Source organism: Pseudomonas putida (assembly GCF_022627325.1).
Classification (GTDB): domain Bacteria; phylum Pseudomonadota; class Gammaproteobacteria; order Pseudomonadales; family Pseudomonadaceae; genus Aquipseudomonas; species Aquipseudomonas putida_X.
In genome coordinates this window covers 316,977-337,118 of sequence record NZ_JAETZZ010000002.1, presented here as the reverse complement: position 1 = coordinate 337,118, position 20,142 = coordinate 316,977, and the positions used below count along the sequence as shown (strand labels likewise).

Annotated in this window: 15 protein-coding genes; 4 read left to right on the top strand and 11 right to left on the bottom strand. The window is 64.2% G+C overall.

The genetic code is table 11. The annotated features are described in order from the left end of the window. Positions 1-34: 34 nt before the first annotated feature. Together JNA92_RS05380 and JNA92_RS05375 are read right to left on the bottom strand one after the other, a co-directional pair. Positions 35-451, bottom strand: a complete 417-nt coding sequence (locus JNA92_RS05380) for a RidA family protein (RefSeq protein WP_241803728.1) — start codon at positions 449-451, stop codon at positions 35-37. Next, positions 451-1,770, bottom strand: a complete 1,320-nt coding sequence (locus JNA92_RS05375) for a flavin-containing monooxygenase (RefSeq protein ID WP_241803727.1) — start codon at positions 1,768-1,770, stop codon at positions 451-453. Before JNA92_RS05375 ends, JNA92_RS05380 begins: the two co-directional genes overlap by 1 nt. A gap of 303 nt (positions 1,771-2,073) precedes the next feature. Here JNA92_RS05375 and JNA92_RS05370 point away from each other — a divergent pair, with 303 nt between their 5' ends. Together JNA92_RS05370 and argE are read left to right on the top strand one after the other, a co-directional pair. Continuing rightward, positions 2,074-2,751: a DUF1028 domain-containing protein gene (locus tag JNA92_RS05370; RefSeq protein WP_241803725.1), complete on the top strand. Its 678-nt coding sequence runs from the start codon at positions 2,074-2,076 to the stop codon at positions 2,749-2,751. Further along, positions 2,744-3,904, top strand: coding sequence for an acetylornithine deacetylase (gene argE / locus JNA92_RS05365; protein WP_241803723.1), 1,161 nt, complete (start codon positions 2,744-2,746; stop codon positions 3,902-3,904). The genes JNA92_RS05370 and argE overlap by 8 nt, the downstream gene beginning before the upstream one ends. Before the next feature lie 30 nt (positions 3,905-3,934). Here the strand turns inward: argE and JNA92_RS05360 are convergent, their stop codons facing one another. From JNA92_RS05360 to mobA, 7 genes are all read right to left on the bottom strand, one after another. Beyond that, positions 3,935-5,203: a carbohydrate porin gene (locus JNA92_RS05360; RefSeq protein ID WP_241803721.1), complete on the bottom strand. Its 1,269-nt coding sequence runs from the start codon at positions 5,201-5,203 to the stop codon at positions 3,935-3,937. Positions 5,204-5,314: 111 nt separating this feature from the next. Next, a complete protein-coding gene (locus JNA92_RS05355) occupies positions 5,315-7,732 on the bottom strand; it encodes a glucose/quinate/shikimate family membrane-bound PQQ-dependent dehydrogenase (protein WP_241803719.1) in 2,418 nt (805 codons plus the stop codon). Between the two features lie 281 nt (positions 7,733-8,013). Further along, positions 8,014-9,459 (bottom strand): curlin, encoded by a 1,446-nt coding sequence (locus JNA92_RS05350; protein WP_241803717.1) that lies wholly within the window; start codon positions 9,457-9,459, stop codon positions 8,014-8,016. A 16-nt stretch (positions 9,460-9,475) separates the two neighbouring features. Then, positions 9,476-9,946: a curlin gene (locus tag JNA92_RS05345; RefSeq protein ID WP_241803715.1), complete on the bottom strand. Its 471-nt coding sequence runs from the start codon at positions 9,944-9,946 to the stop codon at positions 9,476-9,478. 15 nt (positions 9,947-9,961) lie between these two features. After that, positions 9,962-12,193, bottom strand: coding sequence for an Ig-like domain-containing protein (locus JNA92_RS05340; RefSeq protein WP_241803713.1), 2,232 nt, complete (start codon positions 12,191-12,193; stop codon positions 9,962-9,964). A 32-nt stretch (positions 12,194-12,225) separates the two neighbouring features. Continuing rightward, entirely contained in the window at positions 12,226-13,554 is a 1,329-nt protein-coding gene (locus JNA92_RS05335) for a hypothetical protein (RefSeq protein ID WP_241803712.1), read from the bottom strand. Between the two features lie 285 nt (positions 13,555-13,839). After that, complete coding sequence (mobA, locus tag JNA92_RS05330; protein WP_241803710.1) at positions 13,840-14,415, bottom strand: molybdenum cofactor guanylyltransferase MobA; 576 nt, start codon at positions 14,413-14,415, stop codon at positions 13,840-13,842. Between the two features lie 131 nt (positions 14,416-14,546). Here mobA and JNA92_RS05325 point away from each other — a divergent pair, with 131 nt between their 5' ends. After that, complete coding sequence (locus tag JNA92_RS05325) at positions 14,547-14,888, top strand: HU family DNA-binding protein (RefSeq protein WP_347269608.1); 342 nt, start codon at positions 14,547-14,549, stop codon at positions 14,886-14,888. 60 nt (positions 14,889-14,948) lie between these two features. Here JNA92_RS05325 and JNA92_RS05320 read toward each other — a convergent pair whose 3' ends face one another. Together JNA92_RS05320 and JNA92_RS05315 are read right to left on the bottom strand one after the other, a co-directional pair. Further along, positions 14,949-18,077, bottom strand: coding sequence for an efflux RND transporter permease subunit (locus JNA92_RS05320; RefSeq protein WP_241803708.1), 3,129 nt, complete (start codon positions 18,075-18,077; stop codon positions 14,949-14,951). A gap of 11 nt (positions 18,078-18,088) precedes the next feature. After that, positions 18,089-19,264, bottom strand: coding sequence for an efflux RND transporter periplasmic adaptor subunit (locus JNA92_RS05315; protein WP_241803707.1), 1,176 nt, complete (start codon positions 19,262-19,264; stop codon positions 18,089-18,091). Between the two features lie 171 nt (positions 19,265-19,435). On the opposite strand from JNA92_RS05315, the gene JNA92_RS05310 reads away from it, so the two are divergent. Then, the gene (locus JNA92_RS05310; RefSeq protein WP_241803706.1) at positions 19,436-20,137 is read left to right on the top strand and encodes a response regulator transcription factor; all 702 of its coding nucleotides are present in this window, start codon (positions 19,436-19,438) and stop codon (positions 20,135-20,137) included. Positions 20,138-20,142: the final 5 nt, after the last annotated feature.

Here is a 20,142-nt window from a genome sequence, read left to right as displayed (position 1 = left end):
CCGGGGCGCAGCGCGCCCCAGCCACCTCACTCGATCAAGCCTGATCCGGCACTACCGCGATCACATCGATTTCCATCAGCCATTCAGGCTGCGCCAAGCCCGCCACGACCAGCCCGGTGGAAATCGGGAACACGCCCTTGAGCCACTTGCCCACTTCTTTGTACACCGGCTCACGGAAGCGCGGGTCGGTGATGTAGGTGGTGGTCTTGACGATGTGCGACAGGTCGGAGCCTGCTTCTTCAAGCAGTTGCTTGACGTTTTTCATCGCTTGTTCAGCCTGCGCCCGAGGGTCGCCCAGGCCTACCAGGCGGCCCTCGAAATCGGTACCGACCTGGCCGCGCACATAGATGGTGTTGCCGGCGCGCACGGCTTGGCACAAGTCGTTGTCCAGGGTCTGGTTAGGGTAAGTGGCCTTGGTGTTGAACATGCGGATGCGGGTATGGGTAGGCATCAGTGGGCTCCGAAGGTGCTGACGTTGCTGATCGAGGTAGGTTGCTGCTCATCCGCTTCACGCTGTTCGCGGTCGCGGTAGGCCAGGTAAGTACGCTGGGTGGCGATGTGCCCGGCGACGTGCTTGGCATCGTGCCAGACGCCCCAGATGAACGAGGAACCACGGCGCGACAGCCACGGCAGGCCAAGGAAGTACACGCCCGGTTCACGGGACACGCCGCGCTGGTGCTGGGGCTTGCCGTTGGCGTCGAAGGTGTCGACCTGCAGCCAGCTGAAGTCCACGCCGTAGCCGGTGGCCCAGATGATGCTGGTGACATTGGCTTTGGCCAGGTCCAACGCCAGCAGCGGGTTGCTGATGCAATCCGGGTCCGGCAGGCGCTTGCGTGCTTCAGGCTCTGGCGGCAGGTCCAGGCCGTTGCGTTCGATGTAGGCATCGGCAGCGTCCAGCAGGGCCAGGTAGTTTTCGTCGCCTCGGCGGATGTTGTCGGCCAGGTTTTCCTGGAAGCGTGCCACACCGTTGTCGAACGATTGGGTCAGGCCGACCAGGGTCATGCCCTGATGTGCGAGGGCGCGGAAGTCTACGGTGTGGCCGCCCCGGGCGCCGCTGACGGCGATGGTCACGTGCTCGCGGCCCGGTTTGGCGATTTCGGCATCCCATTCGCCCAGCACGCCCAGCCACCAGCAGAAGTCACGGTTGCGATACGCCCGTGGCGGGCGATCGTGGGCGCCGACCGACAGGTACACCTGGCGCCCGGCGCGCATCAGCTCTTCGGCGATCTGCACGCCGGAAGAGCCGGCTCCTACCACCAGCACGGCGCCTTCAGGCAGTTGCTCTGGGTTGAAATAGGCGGCGGAGTGGATCTGGTGCAGGTGCTCGTCCTTGGGCGCGATGGCCGGGATGACCGGGCGCTGGAACGGGCCGGTGGCGGCTACCACACGGTTGGCGTGAATCACCCCCTCATTGGTCTCGACGGTGAAGCCTGGGCGGTCGGCATTGCGCACCACCTTCTTCACTTCGATGCCGGTGCGCACCGGCAGGTTGTACTTGCGCACGTATTGCTCGAAGTAGTCGGCAACCTGGTCCTTGCCGGCGAAGGCGTCGGGGTCCAGGTTGAATTCAAGGCCAGGGAAGCGGTCGTGCCAGACCGGGCCATTGGCGACCAGCGAATCCCAGCGGCCAGTGCGCCAGGCCTCGGCGATACGCTTGCGCTCCAGCACCAGGTGCGGCACGCCGAGCTTGCTCAAATGTTCGCTCATGGCCACGCCGGCCTGGCCAGCGCCGACGACGAGGGTGTCGATTTCGATTGTGTTCATTGTCATGTCCGAGCCCTTGTTCAGGCGGTTTTTGTCAGGTCGGTTTGGAGGACCGCCGTTACCTGGGGCCAGACTAGGGATGCACGGAAAATCGCGAAATTAGTATTTAACGAGTACTTGCCGATAAAACGGCGAAGGCCTTGATGCGCAAGGGCTACAGCGGAGTTGGCGAGGGTTTTCAGGCGGGTGTGCAGGGCTGTGCACGGCCTTAGTTTTTTCCTGCTCAAGGCACAGGAAAAAGGTGGTTTCGCTCACTAAAAGGTTCTGCCCAGAATGCCTGCAATCGCCCAGAACAACAGGAGCCACTTCATGACCTTCTCCATCATCGGACGCTGCCAGGAAACCGGCCAGGTCGGTATCGCCATCAGTTCGTCGAGCATCGCCGTAGGGGCGCGTTGCCCTTGGGTACGTGCAGGCGTCGGTGCCGTTGCTACCCAGAACATCACCTTGCCGGCGCTTGGTCCGCAGATCCTCGATGCCTTGGAGCAGGGCCAGCTGCCGCCTGCTGCAGCGCTGGACCGGGTGCTCAGCGCCAATGGCTGGAGCGAGTACCGCCAGGTCACGGTGATCGACAGTAATGGCCAGGTGGCGCTGTTTACCGGCAAGCAGGCGTTGGGTGTGCACAATGCGGTGGCCGGTGAGCAATGCGCGGCAGCTGGCAACCTGTTGTCGTCGGTACAGGTGATCGAAGCCATGGTGCAAGCCTTCGAACAGGCCGGCGGGCACTTGGCCGATCGCCTGCTGGCGGCCATGCATGCGGCAATGGCGGCAGGGGGCGAGGCAGGCCCGGTGCACTCGGCGGCGCTGAAGATCGCCGGCGAGCTGACCTGGCCGCTGGTGGACCTGCGCGTGGACTGGGCCGATGAAGACCCGATCGGCGTGCTCGAGGGTTTGTGGCAGGCGTACCGCCCGCAGATGCAGGACTACGTTACCCGCGCGCTGAACCCCACCACTGCACCGAGCTATGGGGTGCCGGGTGATGAGTGAGTTCAGCAGCCGCGCGCTGTTGGCCCGGCTGATCGGCTATGCCACGGTCAGCCGCGATTCCAACCTGCAGTTGATCGGTTTCATCCGCGATTACCTGGCCGAACAGGGCGTGGCCAGCGAACTGTTCCATAACCCTGAAGGCACCAAGGCCAACCTGTTCGCCACCATCGGCCCGGCTGCTGTTGGCGGCGTGGTGCTGTCCGGGCATACCGACGTCGTGCCGGTGGATGGCCAGGCCTGGACGGTCGAACCGTTTGCCTTGAGTGAACGCGATGGGCGCCTGTATGGCCGTGGTACCGCGGACATGAAGGGTTTCATTGCCTCGGTGTTGGCGGCGGTGCCCGCCTTCGTTGCAAAGCCGCTGCGCATGCCGGTGCACCTGGCATTTTCCTATGACGAGGAAGTGGGTTGCCTGGGGGTGCGCTCGATGCTCGCGGCGCTCGAACAGCGGCCTGACAAGCCGCGGCTTTGCCTGATTGGCGAGCCGACCGAGCTGAAACCGGTGCTCGGCCACAAAGGCAAGCTGGCCATGCGCTGCCAGGTGCACGGCGCGGCGTGCCATTCGGCCTATGCACCCTATGGGGTGAATGCCATCGAGTATGCCGCCAGGTTGATCGGCAAACTGGGCGAGATCGGTGACGCGCTGGCGCTGCCCGAACAGCACGACAAGCGCTTTGACCCGCCGTTCTCGACGGTACAGACAGGCACCATCAAGGGCGGTAGGGCGCTGAATATCGTGCCCGAGGAATGTGCCTTCGACTTCGAGGTGCGCGCCTTGCCAGGCTTCGAAGCGCAGACGGTGGCCGATCAGTTGCAGGCCTATGCCGAGGCCGAACTGTTGCCACGCATGCGCACCGTGAGCGCCGCCAGTGCCATTCGCCTGGAGCCGTTGAGTGCGTACCCGGGGCTGGCTACGCCTGCCGACAGTGAGGCGGCGCGGTTGGTCGCCTTGCTCAGTGGCTCGGATGAGTTCGGCACGGTGGCGTTCGGTACCGAAGGCGGGTTGTTCGATAAAGCAGGCATCCCCACCGTGGTGTGTGGCCCGGGGAGCATGGACCAGGGGCACAAACCGGACGAGTTCGTCAGTGTCGAACAGTTGCAGGGGTGTGATGCGATGCTGTCGAGGCTGGTGGATTACCTCAGGCAGAATTGAAAAAGGGGCCGCACAGCGGCCCCCGGGCGGTCAGAAGGTCGCTTTGACCTGCAGGCCCACCACCAGCGCGTTGTCGATGTCCTGCCCGGAGAAAGCACCCGGTTCGATGATGTATTGCACATCCGGACGCAGGTTCAGCCACGGCGTCGCCTGGTAGCCATAGCTCAGTTCGATCAACTGCTCGGCGCTGTCGATGTCGGGGAACTGTTGCCCGGCATCGAAGGCGGCATCTTCCAGTACGTCACGGCTGCGCGGGTTCGGCACGGCGCGGCCATAACCCAGCGCCACGGTGTCACGCGGGCGGCCCTCGAACGGCTTGTACAGCACCACACCGGCGCCATACCACTTGGTGAATGGCGAGGCTGCCTTGCTCGACGCCGAGTACTGGCCGAAGGCATGCAGGCTGCGGCCCGGCAAACCGGCATCGTTCCACACTGCCTGGTCAATCAGCAGGTAATGGCCGCCACGGCCGGACACCTCGTCGTCGCTGCCAATGCGTTTGACGTCAGAGCTGTCGTAGTAGTAGCCCAGCTTGTATTCACCCGGCAGTTCACCCTGCAGCTTGTAGATCAGCTCGACCGGCACCACGGTGCCTGTGGTGTGCTTGGGCCCCAGGTGCCAGGCGCGGCTGGAGTTGCCATTGCTTTCGGGGTCGACGTTGAACGCCGCCACGCGCAACTGCCACGCCGGCGACAGGTCGTACTTCACACGCACGCCCAGGTGGGCGTTGGGGTAGTTGGCCCAGCCGCTGCCACCGGACATGTTCAGCGGGTGGCCGCAGAAGCCGGCGTTCATGAAGTTGCACAGGATGCCGCTGTCCAGGCCGCCGAGGTCGTTGCCCATGGCCATGTAGCCGAGCTTGACGTTGAGCGCCGGGGTGAACAGGGTGCGCTCGTAGCTCAGCTCGGTCAGGCGGGTGTACAGGCCACCGTAGTTTTCCTGGATCGGCAGACGGTTGCCCACCAGGTCTTCCGAGGCGCTGTTGCCGCGACGGTCGTTGATGGTCAGCTGGACCTTGCCGCCGTTGTCCAGGCCATACAGTTTCGACAGGTCGAACTGCACGCCGAACTTGAGGTTCTGCGAATAGCGCGCCGAGCGGTGCAGGCCACCGTGGGCGTTGTAGGCGGTCTCACCGCTGTAGTCGCCAGTGACCTTGATGCCGTCTTCTTCAAGCTGGTGGCGCAGGCCGCCCCAGTCTCCGGTCATGGTGCTGCGGGTCAGCAGGTCGCCGTCGGCCAGGGCGGCGGTGCTGGCCAGGGCCAGCAGAAGGGGGGTGGTGATGCGAATAGCGGATGGCATTGCTGGGTCTCGAATTGATCTTTCAGGGGCTCATCACCGGCAAGCCGGCTGGCCCAGGCGCTTGCGCCGAACCTGGGGCAGCCGGCTTGCCGGCGATGAAGGCGACGCGGTTTACGGCAGGGCGTAAGAAATCACGTAGTCGCCACGGTCAGTCGACTGACGGGCGCCACCGGCAGTGACCACCACGTACTGCTTACCAGTCTTGGGCGAGACATAGGTCATCGGGCCACCCTGGCTGCCGACTGGCAGGCGGGCCTTCCAGATCTCGTTACCGTTGCTGCTGTCGTAGGCGCGCAGGTAGAAGTCCTGGGTGCCGGCGATGAATACCAGGCCGCCTTGGGTCGACAGGGTGCCGCCCAGGGTCGGCAGGCCGATCTTGATCGGCAGGTGCATGCGGATACCCAGCGGGCCGGTATCTTCAACGGTGCCTACCGGTACCTGCCAGGCCACCTGGCGGGTCTTCATGTCGATGGCGGTCAGGGTGCCGAACGGTGGCGCCTGGCAAGGGATACCGGCAACCGACAGGAAGCGGTTCTTGTTCACCGCATAAGGAGTGCCCTTGAGCGGTACGGCGCCCATGCCGGTGTTCAGCGCTTCACCACCGCCAGCGGCCGCGCCTTTGTTCTGCGACGGGATCATCTGGATCCACAGGCCCAGGCGCATGTCGTTGACGAAGATGAAACCATGGACCGGATCGGTGGAAATGCTGCCCCAGTTCATGCCACCCAGCGAACCGGGGAAGCTCAGCGACAGGTCGGTGCCCGGCGCGGTGTACAGGCCGTCATAACGCATCTTCTTGAAGTCGATGCGGCACAGCAGCTGGTCATAAGGCGTCGCACCCCACATGTCCGACTCGGTCAGGGTCTGCGCGCCGATCTGCGGCATGCCAACCGATTTTGGCTGGGTTGGGGAGTAAGGCTCGTTCGGGATGTTGCTCGGCTTGACCGGAACTTCATCAACCTGGGTCAGCGGCTTGCCGGTGGCGCGGTCGAGCACGTAGATCTGGCCGGCCTTGGTGCCGATCACCACCGCCGGCACCGACTTGCCGTCGTCCTTGGTGAAGTCGATCAGGCTGGGTTGCATCGGCAGGTCGAAGTCCCACAGGTCGTTGTGCACGGTCTGGAACACCCACTTCTCGTTACCGGTGGTGGCGTCCAGGGCCAGCACCGAAGCGCCGTAGGTGTGGTCCAGCTTGCTGCGCTCGACACCGTAGATGTCGGTGGACGACGAACCCATCGGCAGGAACACGGTGTTCATCGCCGGGTCGTAGGACATCGGTGCCCAACTGTTCGGCGTGCTGCGCACATAGGTGCTGCCGTCAGCCGGCGCGTTGCGGTCTTGCGGGTTGCCCGGGTCGAACGCCCAGCGCATGGCGCCGGTGAACACGTCGAAACCACGGATCACGCCACCTGGCATGTCGGTCTGGACGTTGTCGGCGACACGGCCGCCTACCACCACGGTGGTACCGGCCATCAGCGGAGCGGACGACAGCTGGTAGTAGGAGTCCGGCACTTCACCCAGGCCAGCCATGAGGTTGACCTGGCCGTTGTTGCCGAAGCCTTGGCAGAACTCACCGGTGTCGGCGTCGACCGCGATCAGTCGGCCGTCGATGGTGTTGGTCAGCAGGCGGCGCTGGCAGTTGGCGCCAGCCGGGACGCTACCGACGGTGATCGGCGAGCTGTTTGGCTGGGTCGGCTGGGCGAGCGGCGCGGTGGCGTCGAAGTAGGCCAGGCCACGGCAACGTTGCCAGACCTTGGACTGGGCGTTGATCTCGTTTTTCCACAGCTCTTTGCCGGTGTCGGCATCCAGGGCGATCAGGTTGTTGTGGGGGGTGCAGATGAACACCTTGTTGCCAACCTGCAAGGGGGTCAGCTGGTCTTCGGCACCGTTGCCGTCGCTCACGGCGACGTCACCGGTGTGGTAGGTCCAGGCGACCTTGAGCTTGTCGACGTTGTCGCGGTTGATCTGGTCCAGTGCCGCGAAGCGGCTGCCACCTTCGGTATTGCCATAGTGGGCCCAGTCCTTTTGCTCCTTGCCGGCTTCGACCGGGGTCATGCCCGGGCCTTTGCCGGTGGGTGCGACGCTTGGATGGGCAACGAACATGTTGCCCACAGCGATCACCAGCACCACGGCCAGCACGCCGGCGATGCCGTAGGCACCACGGCCGGTGCTACCGCCATTGGCACGTACCAGCTGTGGGTAGACGAGCGCCACCACCAGGCCGATCGCACCGAACATGAACAGGCGCGAGAACAGCGGCCAGAACACCAGGCCGGCATCGATCAGCGCCCACAGTGCGGTGCCGACCAGGAAGACAGCGTACAGCCAGGCACCGGCTTTCTTGCGCCGGGCAATGAGTACACCGGCGATGGCCATGGCCAGGCCGCCGATCAGGAAGTACCAGGAGCCGCCAAGGCCCGCGAGCTTGACGCCGCCGGCAGCCAGGAGGAGGCCGAGCAGGGCGATGATCACGCCCAAGCCGACCAGGATGATGTTTGTGACGCCAGAGGCGCGCGGTGTTTCGTTCATGCCAGGGATCTCAGCAGGTGGAATGTGCGCAGTTTAAGCCCTTAGCAAGCTAATTAACAAGTTGGTACATTATGTTCTGAGTCTGATTGTCGCAGGCTTGAACTTGCTCGGTTGTTGCGAAAAGTCTAGATCAGGTAGTGAAAAGTGCCTAAAAGGTTCAGCTAATCGGCATCCAAAATTATCTGCCGCGCGAGTGCCTGGCGCTCCGACTGGGTTGTGCAGCACAAAAAAAGGAACCGCAACGCCAGGGAGAGAAGCGCTGCGGTTCAAGGGGGAGCTGTTTAGCGCTGGGTGGCGGTGGCCATGTTGCCGTTGCCCATCTGGGTGATGGTGGCGGCTTGGTTGGCGCCGCTTTGATCGACCAACGCCGTGTTGCCGGCGCCGCCCTGTGTCACGTAGGCGACGTTGGCGGTGTCGGCCTGCTTGATGGTTGCGCTGTTGCCACTGCCGTAGAGCTGGGTGGTGAAGCTCTGGTTGGCGTAGCCGGACTGGTCCAGGTTGATGGTGTTGCCGGTGCCGGTGGTGTCGCCGGTGGCATAGTTGTCCATACCGCGCTGGTCAGCGATCAGGATGTTGTCGGTGCCGTTCTGCTCGAAGTACAGCTCGTTGTTACTGTCGGCCTGCTTGGTTTCCATCGAATTGTTGGTACCTTTCTGGCCGAGGGTGGCCAGTTGCAGGCTACCGTTCTGGGTCAGGTTGACGGTGTTTTCCGTGCCTTTCTGGTTGATCACGGCGGTCTGGTCGCTGCCGAACTGCCCACCCAGTTTCTCGCCTTTCCAGTTGCTGGCCATGACCTTGTTGCCGGTGCCTTGAGTGGTCACGGTCAGGCTCTGGTTGTCGCCGGTCTGGTAGGTGTAGTGCAGGTTGCTGGTGCCGGACTGGGAAATGCTGGTGGTCGAGTTGGTGGTCTCGAACTGATCGGACCAGCTGGCGTTGGACTTGCCTTGTTGATAGAGGCTGGCAGTGTTGTCCTGGCCCAGGCTCTGGTCGATATAGCCTTCGTTGAGCTGGCCATTCTGGTTGACGGTGGCCTGGCTGCCGACCTGAGTGTCCTGCCAGACTTCCACCGAGTTGCCCGTGCCGTTCTGATCGATGCCGATGAAGCCGCCAGTGCCGTCGCGCTGGTCGCCATAGGCCCAGTTCTGCTTGCCTTGCTGGTAGATCTGGATATTGCCGTCGTTGTGCGTCAGGTGTTCGGCAGCGGCATAGTTGTCCTGGCCGTCCTGGTTCACCAGGCTTTTGTTGTTGCTGCCGCCGAACAGCTGTTCGACGTAGGCTTCGTTGCGTTGGCCGCTTTGCTGGGTGGTTCCCTGGCTGCCCAACTGGGTGTCCTGCCACACGGTCGAGCGGTTCTCGGCGCCTTGTTGCATCTGCAGCGCCTGGTTGTTTTCACCCAACGACTGGCTGGCGAAGGCGTCGTTGTAGGTGCCCTCGGCTTGCTGGGTGATCTGGCTGCCATTTTCGAACAACTGCTCGCCGTAGGCGGCGTTGTACGAGCCACTGGCGGTCTGGTCGATGTAGCTGGTGCTGGTGTCCTGCACCGCCAGGTGGTTGTGGCCTTTGCCGGTCTGGGTCTGGGTGGCTGCGGCGAAAGGCGCGACGGTCTGGCTGACTTCGGCGATGTTCTGGTTGCCGGTCTGCGACTGGGTCGAGGTGCTGTCATCCGCCATGACCTGGCCGGCCACGGCCAGGAGGATAGCGGCACTTAGGGGAGCAAGCTTGAACATGGTGGTGCCTCCAGGTCTATCGGTATTGAGTGATCTGAACATGCTGGCCATTGCCGGCCTGGGTCACGGAACTGCTCAGCCCCGAGCCGGCTTGTACGATGCTGGCGCTGTTGTCGTTACCGATCTGCTCGATGCTGGCGTTGTTGCTGGTGCCGCTCTGGCGGATCGACGCGCTGTTGCCATTTCCCTGTTGGCTGATGCTGGCCATCAGGTCACTACCTTCTTGCAGGATGTAGGCTTCCTGTGCGCCCCCGGCCTGGACGATGCGGCCCAGCAGGGCCTGGCCGTTCTGGTCGAGGGCGGCGCGGTTGCCCGAACCCAGCTGCTCGATCACTGCCATTTGCCCGGCACCTGCCGGTAACAGGCGGATGATCACCGGGTCACCGAGGTCGCTGCCGGCAGCGAGGTCGGCGTTGTCCATCAGATCATCGGCCTGAACCTGGCCGGCGAGGGCGAGGCACAGCAGCAGTGGGTGCACGCGTTTCATGACGTTCTCCTGGCCTTAGCGCACAACGACGTTGACTGTGCGTGTGGTGCCTTGGCTGCTGGTTACGGTTGCCGTAGGCGCGGCAGTCGGGATCGCCGTGGTGCTGTTGCCCACTGCCAGGCGCCAGCGGCCGGTCACCGGTACCGTGACGGTGCCGAGGACCTGCTCACCCGTGGTGGTGCTCACGCGCACGGTGACGGTGTTGCCGGTGGTCACCGACGAGGTACCGCTGATGTCCCAGTTGAAGCGGTTATTGGAGCGCGCCGTGACCGTTGCCGCGGTGACCGCGAAGGTTTCAGCGGCCGGGCGTGGCGACACGTTGACGGTGACGGTGCCGGGGTTGGACAGCGCACCGAGCGAGTCACGCACCTGGTAGGTGAAGCTGGTGGTGAACGCCGCGGTGACCGTCGCCGGTGGCGTGTAGGTCACCGTGCTGCCGTCGGTACTGACCGTTCCGCGGCCGGCAGCGGGTTGCGTGACGTTGTCCACGACCAGTGGCGTGTTGCCTTCCGGGTCGGCGGCGCCTGCCAGTACGTCGATGCTCAGGGGCACGCCCAGTGTCGCGACGGTCTGGGCGGCCACGGTTGGCGGCTGGTTCGGCGCCACGTTCACGGTCACGGTGGCCGGGGTGGACTTCAGGCCCTTGGCATCCATCGCCTGATAGCTGAAGGTGGCGACCAGGGGTTGCGTGGCGCCGGCCGGTGGGGTGTAGGTGACCGACGTGGTGCCGTTGAGCACGACACCGCCAAGGCCGGTACCTGGTTGGGTCAGGTCGGCGATGGTCAGTGGCACGTCACCGTCCGGGTCGCTGTCGTTCTGCAACAGGTTGAGGGTCAGCGGCACACCGACGCTGGTACTGCCGGTATCGGCCTGGGCCAGCGGTGCCTGGTTTTCGGCTTCGACGGGCGCATTGCCGACCACGATCACCGGTTCCACATCGCTGCCGCCATGGGCGGACTTGATGGTGACAGTGGCTGGCGGCTGGCTGAGGTCGTTGACGGTCAGGCTCTGCAGGGTGCCGGATTTGGACAGGCGGCCATAGCCATGTGCAACCAGATCCGGGACTACCACCTCGTCGCTGGAGCGTGCTTCGATCACCAGGCGCTTGTTGGTCCAGTCGTAGCGCGCAGTGTCCACTTTCACCACGTCTGTCAGCTTGCTCGACAACGAAGTGGGGCGTGTGCCACCGGTAGCCGTGCTGCCGGTCACCACCACCACTGGCGGCGGCGCGATCTGGCTCAACTGCTGGGTGAAGAACAGCCCGTTGTTATCCGCAAGCAGGCTGAACTGGCAGGGCGAGGGCGGCGTTCCGACCAAGGCCAGGCCATTGCGCATGCACACATCAGCGTCGTTCGGCGCCTTGGCGAAGACTTCGATCCGGGTGCCGGCACCGTTGCGCGAGTAGGTGGCGCGCTCCAGGGTGACCGGCGTTTGCGCACGCTGGTCAAGTACCTTGCCCGATACGGTGAACACATTGGTCTGGATCGCCCCGGCTGGCCCTTCGATGCGTACGAAGTTGGTATTGAACGGGCTGCCGGTCACCGCTTCGGTGAGGTTGGGGTCGCCGATGAAAGTTTCACTGGCACCGGTGTCCGGGTTGACTTCGGTGTAAGGGCCGCCGACACCGCGTAACCACGGCCCGAGGTTGCCGTTGAGTGCTCCGCTGAAGTCGCCCTGGGCGCCGATGCCGATGTCGCGGGTAATGTTGATCGCCCGCCGACCGGCTGCGGTCACATTGACCGTTTCTACACCGTATGGGTGGGTGATGACATAGGTGCCGGTAGTCGGGACCGAGGCGCGGATGCGGATACGGGCAAAGCTTTGCTGGTCACCGTCTACCGGGTTTTCCGCCGCGAAAGCGGCTTCCAGGCCTGCTACGTAGACTTCCAGCTCATAGCCACTGTTGCCAACCTGCGGGATCGAGGTTTCAGCCAGGAACCAGAACATCTCTGGGGGCCAGTTGTCGGGGAACACCAGGGGCAACGCGTCGTCGTAGACACCCGGTTCAGGCAACAGGGTACACATGTACGCGGGTGCGCCCGGCGCACCCGGGGCCCGCGTGCTGGTAGCGCGCGACTGGCACAGCTCCAGGGACAGGTTGTCGGCGTCCTTGTACCACATCGGGTAACCACCGGTGGCAAAGGTGTAGGGGCCCGGGTCTACCTCCGACAGTGCGGCCCACGCCGCGCTGGTCACAGTGAGGGAGAAACCGGCGGCCAACAGCGCACGGCGTTGCCAAGTGTTCATGCTGCCTCCTTGAAGGCGGAGCCTTTGTCTGTTCATGGCACCAGCACCACGTCTTCGCTGTCGCTACCGCCGTTGGCACTGGTGACCTGCACCGTGGCCGGAGGGATGGGGGAGAGCGAGGTGCTCAGCGTTTTCACTGCACCACTGCCCGCCAGGTCGCCGATCAGCGCGCCGTTGCCGGTGTGGGCGGTGAGGACTGGGGGGCTGGTCTCGTCACTGGAGCTGGCCACCAGGGTCAGCTGGCCGCTGGCCAGGCTGAACTCGGCACGGGTGATGGTCACCAGATCGGTCAGCGGCAGATTGACGGTGGCCAGGCTGCTGGTGGGGATCGCCACACTGTTGTCAGCGGTCAGAGTCAGCGAAGTCGGCAACAGCGGGTTGAGGACGGACTGGGCATACCAGGCGCCGGTACTGTTGGCTTCGGTCAGGCTCAGGTTTGGCGTCTGGCTGGTCAGGGTGACGGTGGCCGGTGGCGGCGGGGCCATGACGAACACATCCTGCTGGGCACGCAGGTCGCCATCCTCGGTATGCCGCGAGTAGGTACTGCGCAGTGGCATCACCGGGGTTGGCCGGGCAACGTCGGAGAGCTTGCCGGAGATCGAGAACAGCTCGGTGCGCAGGTCGATGCCGCCGGGGCCCTCGATACGTACGTAGTTGGTGTTGTACGGGCTGCCGGTGACGGGCTCCTCCAGGTTCGGGTCGCCGATGAAGCGCTCGCTGCCTTCGGTGTAGGGGCCGTTGACGCTGCGCAGGAACGGCCCCACGTCACCTTTGAGCGCGCCGCTGAAATCACCAGCACCGGCGATGCCGATATCGCGGGTCATATTGATCGCCCGATCGCCGGCGGCGGGCACGTCGAACACGTCCACGCCGTAGGGGTGCGTGACGATGTAGGTGCCGGCGGTCGGCACATCGACGCGGATACGGACCCGGGCGAAGCTGACCTGGTCGCCTTCGACCGGCTCCTCGGCGGCGAACGCCGCTTCGATTGCCGTGCCGTAACTCAGGTCGATGCCGCGGGCGGCATCGACGATGGCGGCGTCGGCGGTGAACCAGAAGGCTTCGTCGGGGAAGTTGCTGGGAAACACGATGGGCTGGGTGTCGTCGAATACACCCGGGGTCGGCAGCAGCGTACACATGTATGCCGGTGCACCAGGGGCGCCGGCGACACGTGAGCTGACGGTCTTGGTCAGGCACAGGTCAAGGGTTCGCCCGTGGGTATCCTGGTACCAGGCGGCGAAATTGCCATTGGCGGGGTCATAGGGCCCGGGGTCGACAGCGTACAGCGCTGCTTGAGCCGGGAGCTGGAGCATGCTGGCGAAAATCGCCACTGCCAGCGGAGTGGGTATCGGTCGGTGCATGAGTCATTTTCTCCTGCAAACGGGCCCATGGACTTGGGGCGTCTGACAGGAGATCGGCAACAGCCGTGCCAAAAGTTTGAAACAAGCTCAAGGCCACGTATTCTCTGGCTTCCAGCTTGGGTTTGGCGGTTTGGTGAGGTGTTTTCGGTGGGTTGTGTTCCCCAGGGTTGGGGGATTGGGGATGATCATTTGCAGGGCGGCGCCATCAAAGTAAACGACGCCCGGATCAAGGGGCCTGGACTCGCCGGGTTGCCAGCGCCAGGGCTGGTGCGGTCGGCCAATGGCTCACCCCTGCAACAGGTCAGGGCTGTTGAAATTGTTCAAGCGCGGGTCGCCCTCGGGGCATTCCAGGGCCTGCAGCGGCGCCAGCAACAGGGCCTTCTGCAAACTCCGCTCACCCGCCGCCCAGGCCTGCTCCAGCAGCGGCAGCACGCTGCGCGGCAGCACGCTGAACATCGGTTGCCAATACCCGCCCTGACGCACCATGGCCGCACTGTCATTGGCCATTGCCAACTGCACCAGGTCTTCGATCAGGCGGCGGTCGATCAGCGGTGCATCGCACGCCAGCACCACCACCCACGCATGCCTGGCCGCCGTCAGGCCGGCAATCACCCCGGCCAACGGGCCGGGGAAGTCTGCTTGTGCATCGCACACCAACTGGTCGGCGAACGGGCGATAAAGGTTGTGGTTGCGATTGCAGGAGATCACCACATCGTCACTAAGGGGGCGCACCACCCGCTGCACATGCGCCACCAGCGGCTCGCCACGCCAGAGTACCAGCCCCTTGTCACGGCCACCCATGCGCTGGCCACGGCCACCGGCAAGGATCAACGTGGTGAAGGGCGGCAGGGGTTCGGTCATTGGTCTGGTTCCTGAAGATAGGCCAGCGCACCCTCCCACGCTGCAGTGCAATTGTCCAGGCTGACAGGTAAGCGCCACCTGGCATATTTGCCAGTTGTGCTGACAGGGCGATGTTCATTCAATGGTAGTGAGTGGCAGGCAATGCACAGGCCCATTCCGTTACGCCAAGGAACAAGGACATGAATAAAACTGAATTGATTGCCCAAGTAGCAGATAAAACTGACCTTACCAAGGCCCAAGCTGGCAAAGTTGTCCACGCCATGATCGAAGCGTTTAATAAGTCATTGAAAAAAGAAGGGGAGATCAAGCTGATTGGGTTTGGCACTTTCAAACGCGATATACGTGCAGGGCGCAAGGGGCGTGACCCTAGGACGGGTCAAGAGATCGACATCAAGGCAGCCCCCGTTGTCAAATTCAAGGCTGGTAAAAAGTTGAAAGACGCCGTGGCGGAACAGGATCCGAACCGTCAATAGCTGCTTGCGCCGCCCAGTGGAGCGGTGGCCAAGGGGGCTGGCGATGCAGCCCCACTGGTCTCACGTATTGTCGCCACTTGCCACTTTAGCCCCGGGCGTTTCATGACGGGTGCGAGCCAGGCGCATCACCACCACGAAGAACACCGGCACGAACACCACGGCCAATGTGGCGCTGAGCATCCCGCCGATCACCCCGGTGCCAATCGCCTGCTGGCTCGCCGAGCTGGCGCCAGTGGCGATGGCCAGTGGCACCACGCCGAGGATGAACGCCAGCGAGGTCATCACGATCGGCCGCAGGCGCAGGCGCGCGGCCTGCACAGCGGCGTCAAAGGGTTCCACGCCTTGGTCCACCAGGCCTTTGGCGAACTCGATGATGAGGATGGCATTCTTCGCCGACAAGCCGATCAGGGTGATCAAACCGACCTTGAAGAACACATCGTTGGGCATGCCGCGCAGGGTCACCGCCAGGACTGCGCCGAGCACGCCGAGCGGTACCACCAGCAGCACGGCGGTAGGGATCGACCAACTTTCGTACAGCGCCGCCAGGCACAGGAACACCACCAGCAGTGACAGCGCCATCAGCAGCGGTGCCTGGCTACCGGACAGGCGCTCCTGCAAGGACAGGCCGGTCCATTCCAGGCCGGCACCGGCCGGCAACTGCGCGACCAGGCGCTCGACTTCGGCCATGGCCTCGCCCGAGCTATAGCCGGCTGCCGGCTCACCGGAAATCGACACCGCCGGGTAGCCGTTGTAACGGGTCAGCTGCACCGGGCCACTGACCCATTTGGCCTGGACGAAGGCGCCTAAGGGCACCATCTTGCCGCTGCTGTTGCGTACGTGGATCTTCAGCAGGTCCTCGACCTGGCTGCGCTGGTCGCCTTCGGCCTGCACCACCACCCGCTGCATGCGGCCCTGGTTAGGGAAGTCGTTGACGTAGTTGGAGCCCACGGCGGTGTCCAGCACCGCGCCAATGTCGGCGAACGATATGCCCAATGCATTGGCCTGGCGGCGGTCGATTTCCAGCTGTACCTGCGGGCTTTCGGCCAGCGAAGCCTCGCGTACGTTCACCAGTATCTTGCTGCTCGCGGCGCCGGCCAGCAGTTCGTCACGTGCCGCCATGAGTGCGGCATGGCCCATGCCCCCACGGTCCTGCAGGCGGAACTCGAAACCGGTGGACTCACCCAGCCCGTCGATAGGCGGCGGCAGCACGGAGAAAGCGACCGCGTCGCGGATCCGGGAAAATGCAGCGCTGGCGCGGTCGGCAATCGCCTGGGCACTGTCGTCGGCGCCGCGTTCTGCCCAGTCCTTCAGGGTGGTGAAGGTCAGCGCCGCGTTCTGCCCGCTGCCGGAGAAGCTGAAACCGAGAATCACCGTGGTGTTGCCCACGCCCGGCTCCTGGGCGTTGTGCGCCTCGATCTGCGCGGCTACCTGCTCGGTACGCATGCGGCTGGCGCCTGGTGGCAGCTGGATGTCGGTGATGGTGTAGCCCTGGTCTTCAGTGGGCAAAAACGCCGTGGGCAACTGGCTGAAGCCGTAACCGAGCACCGCCAGCAGCAGGCCATACACCAACAGGTAGCGGCCGCTGCGCTTGAGGGCGTGCACCACCCAGCGCTGGTAGCCGTCGCTCATGCGGTCGAAACTGCGGTTGAACCAGCCGAAGAAGCCCTTGCGTTGATGGTGGCCGCCCTTGGCCACCGGTTTGAGCAGTGTGGCGCACAGGGCGGGGGTCAGGCTCAGGGCCAGAAACGCCGAGAACAGGATCGACACCGCCATCGACAGCGAGAACTGCTGGTAGATCACCCCGACAGAGCCTTTCATGAAGGCCATGGGCAGGAACACCGCCACCAGCACCAGGGTGATGCCGATGATGGCGCCGCTGATCTGGCCCATCGCCTTGCGCGTCGCGGCCTTCGGCGGCAGGCCTTCCTCGGCCTTGATCCGTTCCACGTTCTCCACCACCACGATGGCATCGTCGACCAGGATGCCAATGGCCAGGACCATGCCGAACAGCGTCAGCACGTTGACCGAGAAGCCCAGCGCCAGCATCACGGCGAAGGTCCCCATCAGCGCCACCGGCACCACCAGGGTCGGGATCAGCGTGCAGCGCAGGTTCTGCAGGAACAGGAACATCACGGCGAACACCAGCAGCATGGCTTCGAACAGGGTGCTGATGACCTGCTGGATGGAGACTTTGACGAACGGCGATGTGTCATACGGGATGTCGTACCTGACCCCCTCCGGGAAATACACCGACAGCTCCTGCATCTTCGCCCGCACCAGGGTGGCGGTTTGCATGGCGTTGGCGCCCGGCGCCAGCTGCACGCTGAAGGCGCTGGCCGGCTTGCCGTTCAGGCGTGTGCCGTACTGGTATTCCTGGGCGCCGATCTCGACCCGCGCCACATCGCCGATGGTCACCGTCGAGCCGTCGGGGTTGGCGCGTAGCACAATGGCGGCAAACTCCTCCGGCGTGCTCAGCTGGCCTTTGACCACCACATTGGCGGTGATCTCCTGGGTGCTGCGGGCAGGCAGGTCGCCAATGCTGCCGGGCGCCACCTGGGCGTTCTGGGCGGCGATGGCGTTGGCCACATCGTTGGGCGTGAGGCTGAAACCGATCAGCTTGCCCGGGTCGATCCAGATCCGCATGGCACGCTCGGAGCCGTACAGCTGGGCTTTGCCGACGCCCTTGAGGCGGCGAACTTCGTTCATCACGTTGCGCGCAAGGATGTCCGACAGGGCGGTTTCATCGAGGCTGCCGTCTTCAGAGGTCAGGGTGCCGAGCAGCAGAAAGCCGGTGGACACTTTCTCCACCTGCAGGCCTTGCTGGGTCACCGGGCGCGGCAAGCGAGACTCTACGACCTTGAGGCGGTTTTGCACGTCGACCTGGGCCAGGTCAGGGTTGGTCCCAGGCTCGAAGGTGGCGGTAATGGTGGCGCTGCCCAGGCTGCTCTGCGACTCGAAGTACAACAGGTTGTCGGCGCCGTTGAGCTCCTGCTCGATCAGGCTGACCACGCTCTCGTCCAGGGTGGCGGCGGACGCCCCCGGGTACACGGCATAGATTTCCACCTGCGGCGGGGCCACGTTGGGGTATTGGGCCACCGGCAGTTGCGGGATGGCCAAGGCGCCAGCCAGCAGGATGAACAGCGCGACCACCCAGGCAAACACCGGGCGGTCGATGAAGAATTGCGGCATGGGTCAGGCCCTCACTGGCCGTTGTGCTGGGCGATGGGTTGGCTGCCCTGGGCCGTGTCGACCTGGACCTGGTCACCGGCCTTGACATGTTGCAGGCCCTCGACCACCACACGTTCGCCGGCGGCCAGGCCTTCATTGATGATCCAGCGGTCGCCTTGGGCGTTGCCCAGTACCACTTGGCGTTCGCTGATGCGCGCCTGCGCGTCGACCACCAGCACTTTCGGCACACCCGCGCTATCGCGCAGGATGGCGCGCTGCGGCACGCTGATGCCTTTGGGCTGCACGGCCTGCTCCAGGCGCACGCGCACGTAGCTGCCGGGCAGCAGCTCCAGATTTGGGTTGGGGAACTCGCTGCGCAGGGTGATCTGGTTGGTGCTTGGGTCGACGCTGATGTCCGAGAACAGCAGCTTGCCGGGCAGCGGGTAGGCAGTACCGTCATCCTGGATCAACGTGGCGCTTGCTTCTCCCTTGCCTGCCTGCTGCAACTCGCCTGCGCGCAGCGCGCGGCGCAGGGCGTTGAGCTCGCGGGTCGACTGGGTGACGTCGGCGTGGATCGGGTCCAGCTGCTGGATGGTCGCCAGGGGCGTGGCCTCGTTCTGCCCCACCAGTGCGCCTTCGGTGACCAAGGCGCGGCCGATGCGCCCGGAGATCGGTGCGGTAACCGTGGCGTAACCCAGGTTCAGGCGCGCCCGTTCCAGCGCAGCCTTGGCTGCGGCCACTTCGGCGTCGGCCTGAAGGAAGGCCGCGCGGGCGTTGTCGTACTCCTGGCGGCTGACGGCCTTGTCGTCGACCAGTTCGCGGTAGCGCTGCTCCTGCAGGCGGGCCTGGTACAGGTTGGCCTGGGCCCTGGCCAGTGCGGCGCGGGCGCTATCGTGGTCGGCCTTGAACGGTGCCGGGTCGATCAGAAACAGCACGTCGCCCTGCTTGACGTCGCTGCCTTCGCGGTAGACCCGCTTGAGCACCACGCCCGCCACGCGTGCGCGCACTTCGGCGGTACGCGGGGCAAGCATGCGCCCACTGAGCTCCGTGCTGATGGCCAAAGGTTCAAGCTGCAAGGTTTCCACCCGCACCTGGGGTACCGGGGGCTGGGTAGCCTGCTGTTCGGTATCGTTGCAGCCGGCTAGGAGCAGGGCCAGAAGCGCCGCGAGCGCCACGGGGCGCAGGCGATGGACAAGAATGATAGGCATACGGATCTTCCGATGATGACCGGCTGTATGCTAAGGCAGGCGGGGCGCGGGTGCCTGTTAATACCTGTAGGACGTGTGTGAAAAAGTGTGAAGAAAAATCCTGCACTCCTGGGGATTCTATATTCTTGCCGCACATGCCTCATTGGCCTCCTTCAGCCCGTACCAAGCCCTATGCCAAACATTCTTCTGGTCGAAGACGACAGCGCCCTGTCTGAATTGATCGCCAGCTACCTGCAACGCAACGACTTCCATGTGCGGGTGATCGCCCGGGGCGACCATGTGCTGGACGCGCTGCGGCAAGATAAACCCGACCTGGTCATCCTTGACCTGATGCTCCCAGGTATCGACGGCCTGCAGGTGTGCCGCCTGCTGCGCCACGAATCGCAAAGCCTGCCGATCCTGATGCTGACGGCCCGCGACGACAGCCACGACCAGGTCTTGGGGCTGGAGATGGGCGCCGACGACTACGTGACCAAACCGTGTGAGCCGCGGGTGCTGCTGGCACGGGTGCGCACCTTGTTACGGCGCAGCAGCGTCCATGAGCCACGGCTGGACAGCGAGCAGATCCTGGTCGGTGGCTTGCGCATCGACCTGGCCGAGCGCCTGGTCAGTTGGCGCGGCGAAGAGGTGGAACTGTCCAGCGGTGAATACAACCTGCTGGTGGTACTGGCGCGCAATGCCGGGGAGGTGCTCAGCCGTGACCGGATCCTTCAGCAACTGCGCGGCATCGAGTTCAACGGCACTGACCGTTCGGTGGACGTGGCCATTTCCAAGTTGCGGCGCAAGTTCGACGACAGTGCCGGCGAAGCGCGCAAGATCAAGACCGTGTGGGGCAAGGGTTACCTGTTCAGTCGCGTCGAATGGGAGTGCTGAAGCAA

Bases quoted from the DNA above. Each gene is read 5' to 3' on its own strand.
- JNA92_RS05355 (WP_241803719.1), bottom strand. From the start codon at position 7,732: ATGAACGAAACACCGCGCGCCTCTGGCGTCACAAACATCATCCTGGTC.
- JNA92_RS05345 (WP_241803715.1), bottom strand. From the start codon at position 9,946: ATGAAACGCGTGCACCCACTGCTGCTGTGCCTCGCCCTCGCCGGCCAG.
- JNA92_RS05335 (WP_241803712.1), bottom strand. From the start codon at position 13,554: ATGCACCGACCGATACCCACTCCGCTGGCAGTGGCGATTTTCGCCAGC.
- JNA92_RS05320 (WP_241803708.1), bottom strand. From the start codon at position 18,077: ATGCCGCAATTCTTCATCGACCGCCCGGTGTTTGCCTGGGTGGTCGCG.
- mobA (WP_241803710.1), bottom strand. From the start codon at position 14,415: ATGACCGAACCCCTGCCGCCCTTCACCACGTTGATCCTTGCCGGTGGC.
- JNA92_RS05370 (WP_241803725.1), top strand. From the start codon at position 2,074: ATGACCTTCTCCATCATCGGACGCTGCCAGGAAACCGGCCAGGTCGGT.
- JNA92_RS05340 (WP_241803713.1), bottom strand. From the start codon at position 12,193: ATGAACACTTGGCAACGCCGTGCGCTGTTGGCCGCCGGTTTCTCCCTC.
- JNA92_RS05315 (WP_241803707.1), bottom strand. From the start codon at position 19,264: ATGCCTATCATTCTTGTCCATCGCCTGCGCCCCGTGGCGCTCGCGGCG.
- JNA92_RS05380 (WP_241803728.1), bottom strand. From the start codon at position 451: ATGCCTACCCATACCCGCATCCGCATGTTCAACACCAAGGCCACTTAC.
- argE (WP_241803723.1), top strand. From the start codon at position 2,744: ATGAGTGAGTTCAGCAGCCGCGCGCTGTTGGCCCGGCTGATCGGCTAT.
- JNA92_RS05360 (WP_241803721.1), bottom strand. From the start codon at position 5,203: ATGCCATCCGCTATTCGCATCACCACCCCCCTTCTGCTGGCCCTGGCC.
- JNA92_RS05350 (WP_241803717.1), bottom strand. From the start codon at position 9,459: ATGTTCAAGCTTGCTCCCCTAAGTGCCGCTATCCTCCTGGCCGTGGCC.
- JNA92_RS05375 (WP_241803727.1), bottom strand. From the start codon at position 1,770: ATGACAATGAACACAATCGAAATCGACACCCTCGTCGTCGGCGCTGGC.
- JNA92_RS05310 (WP_241803706.1), top strand. From the start codon at position 19,436: ATGCCAAACATTCTTCTGGTCGAAGACGACAGCGCCCTGTCTGAATTG.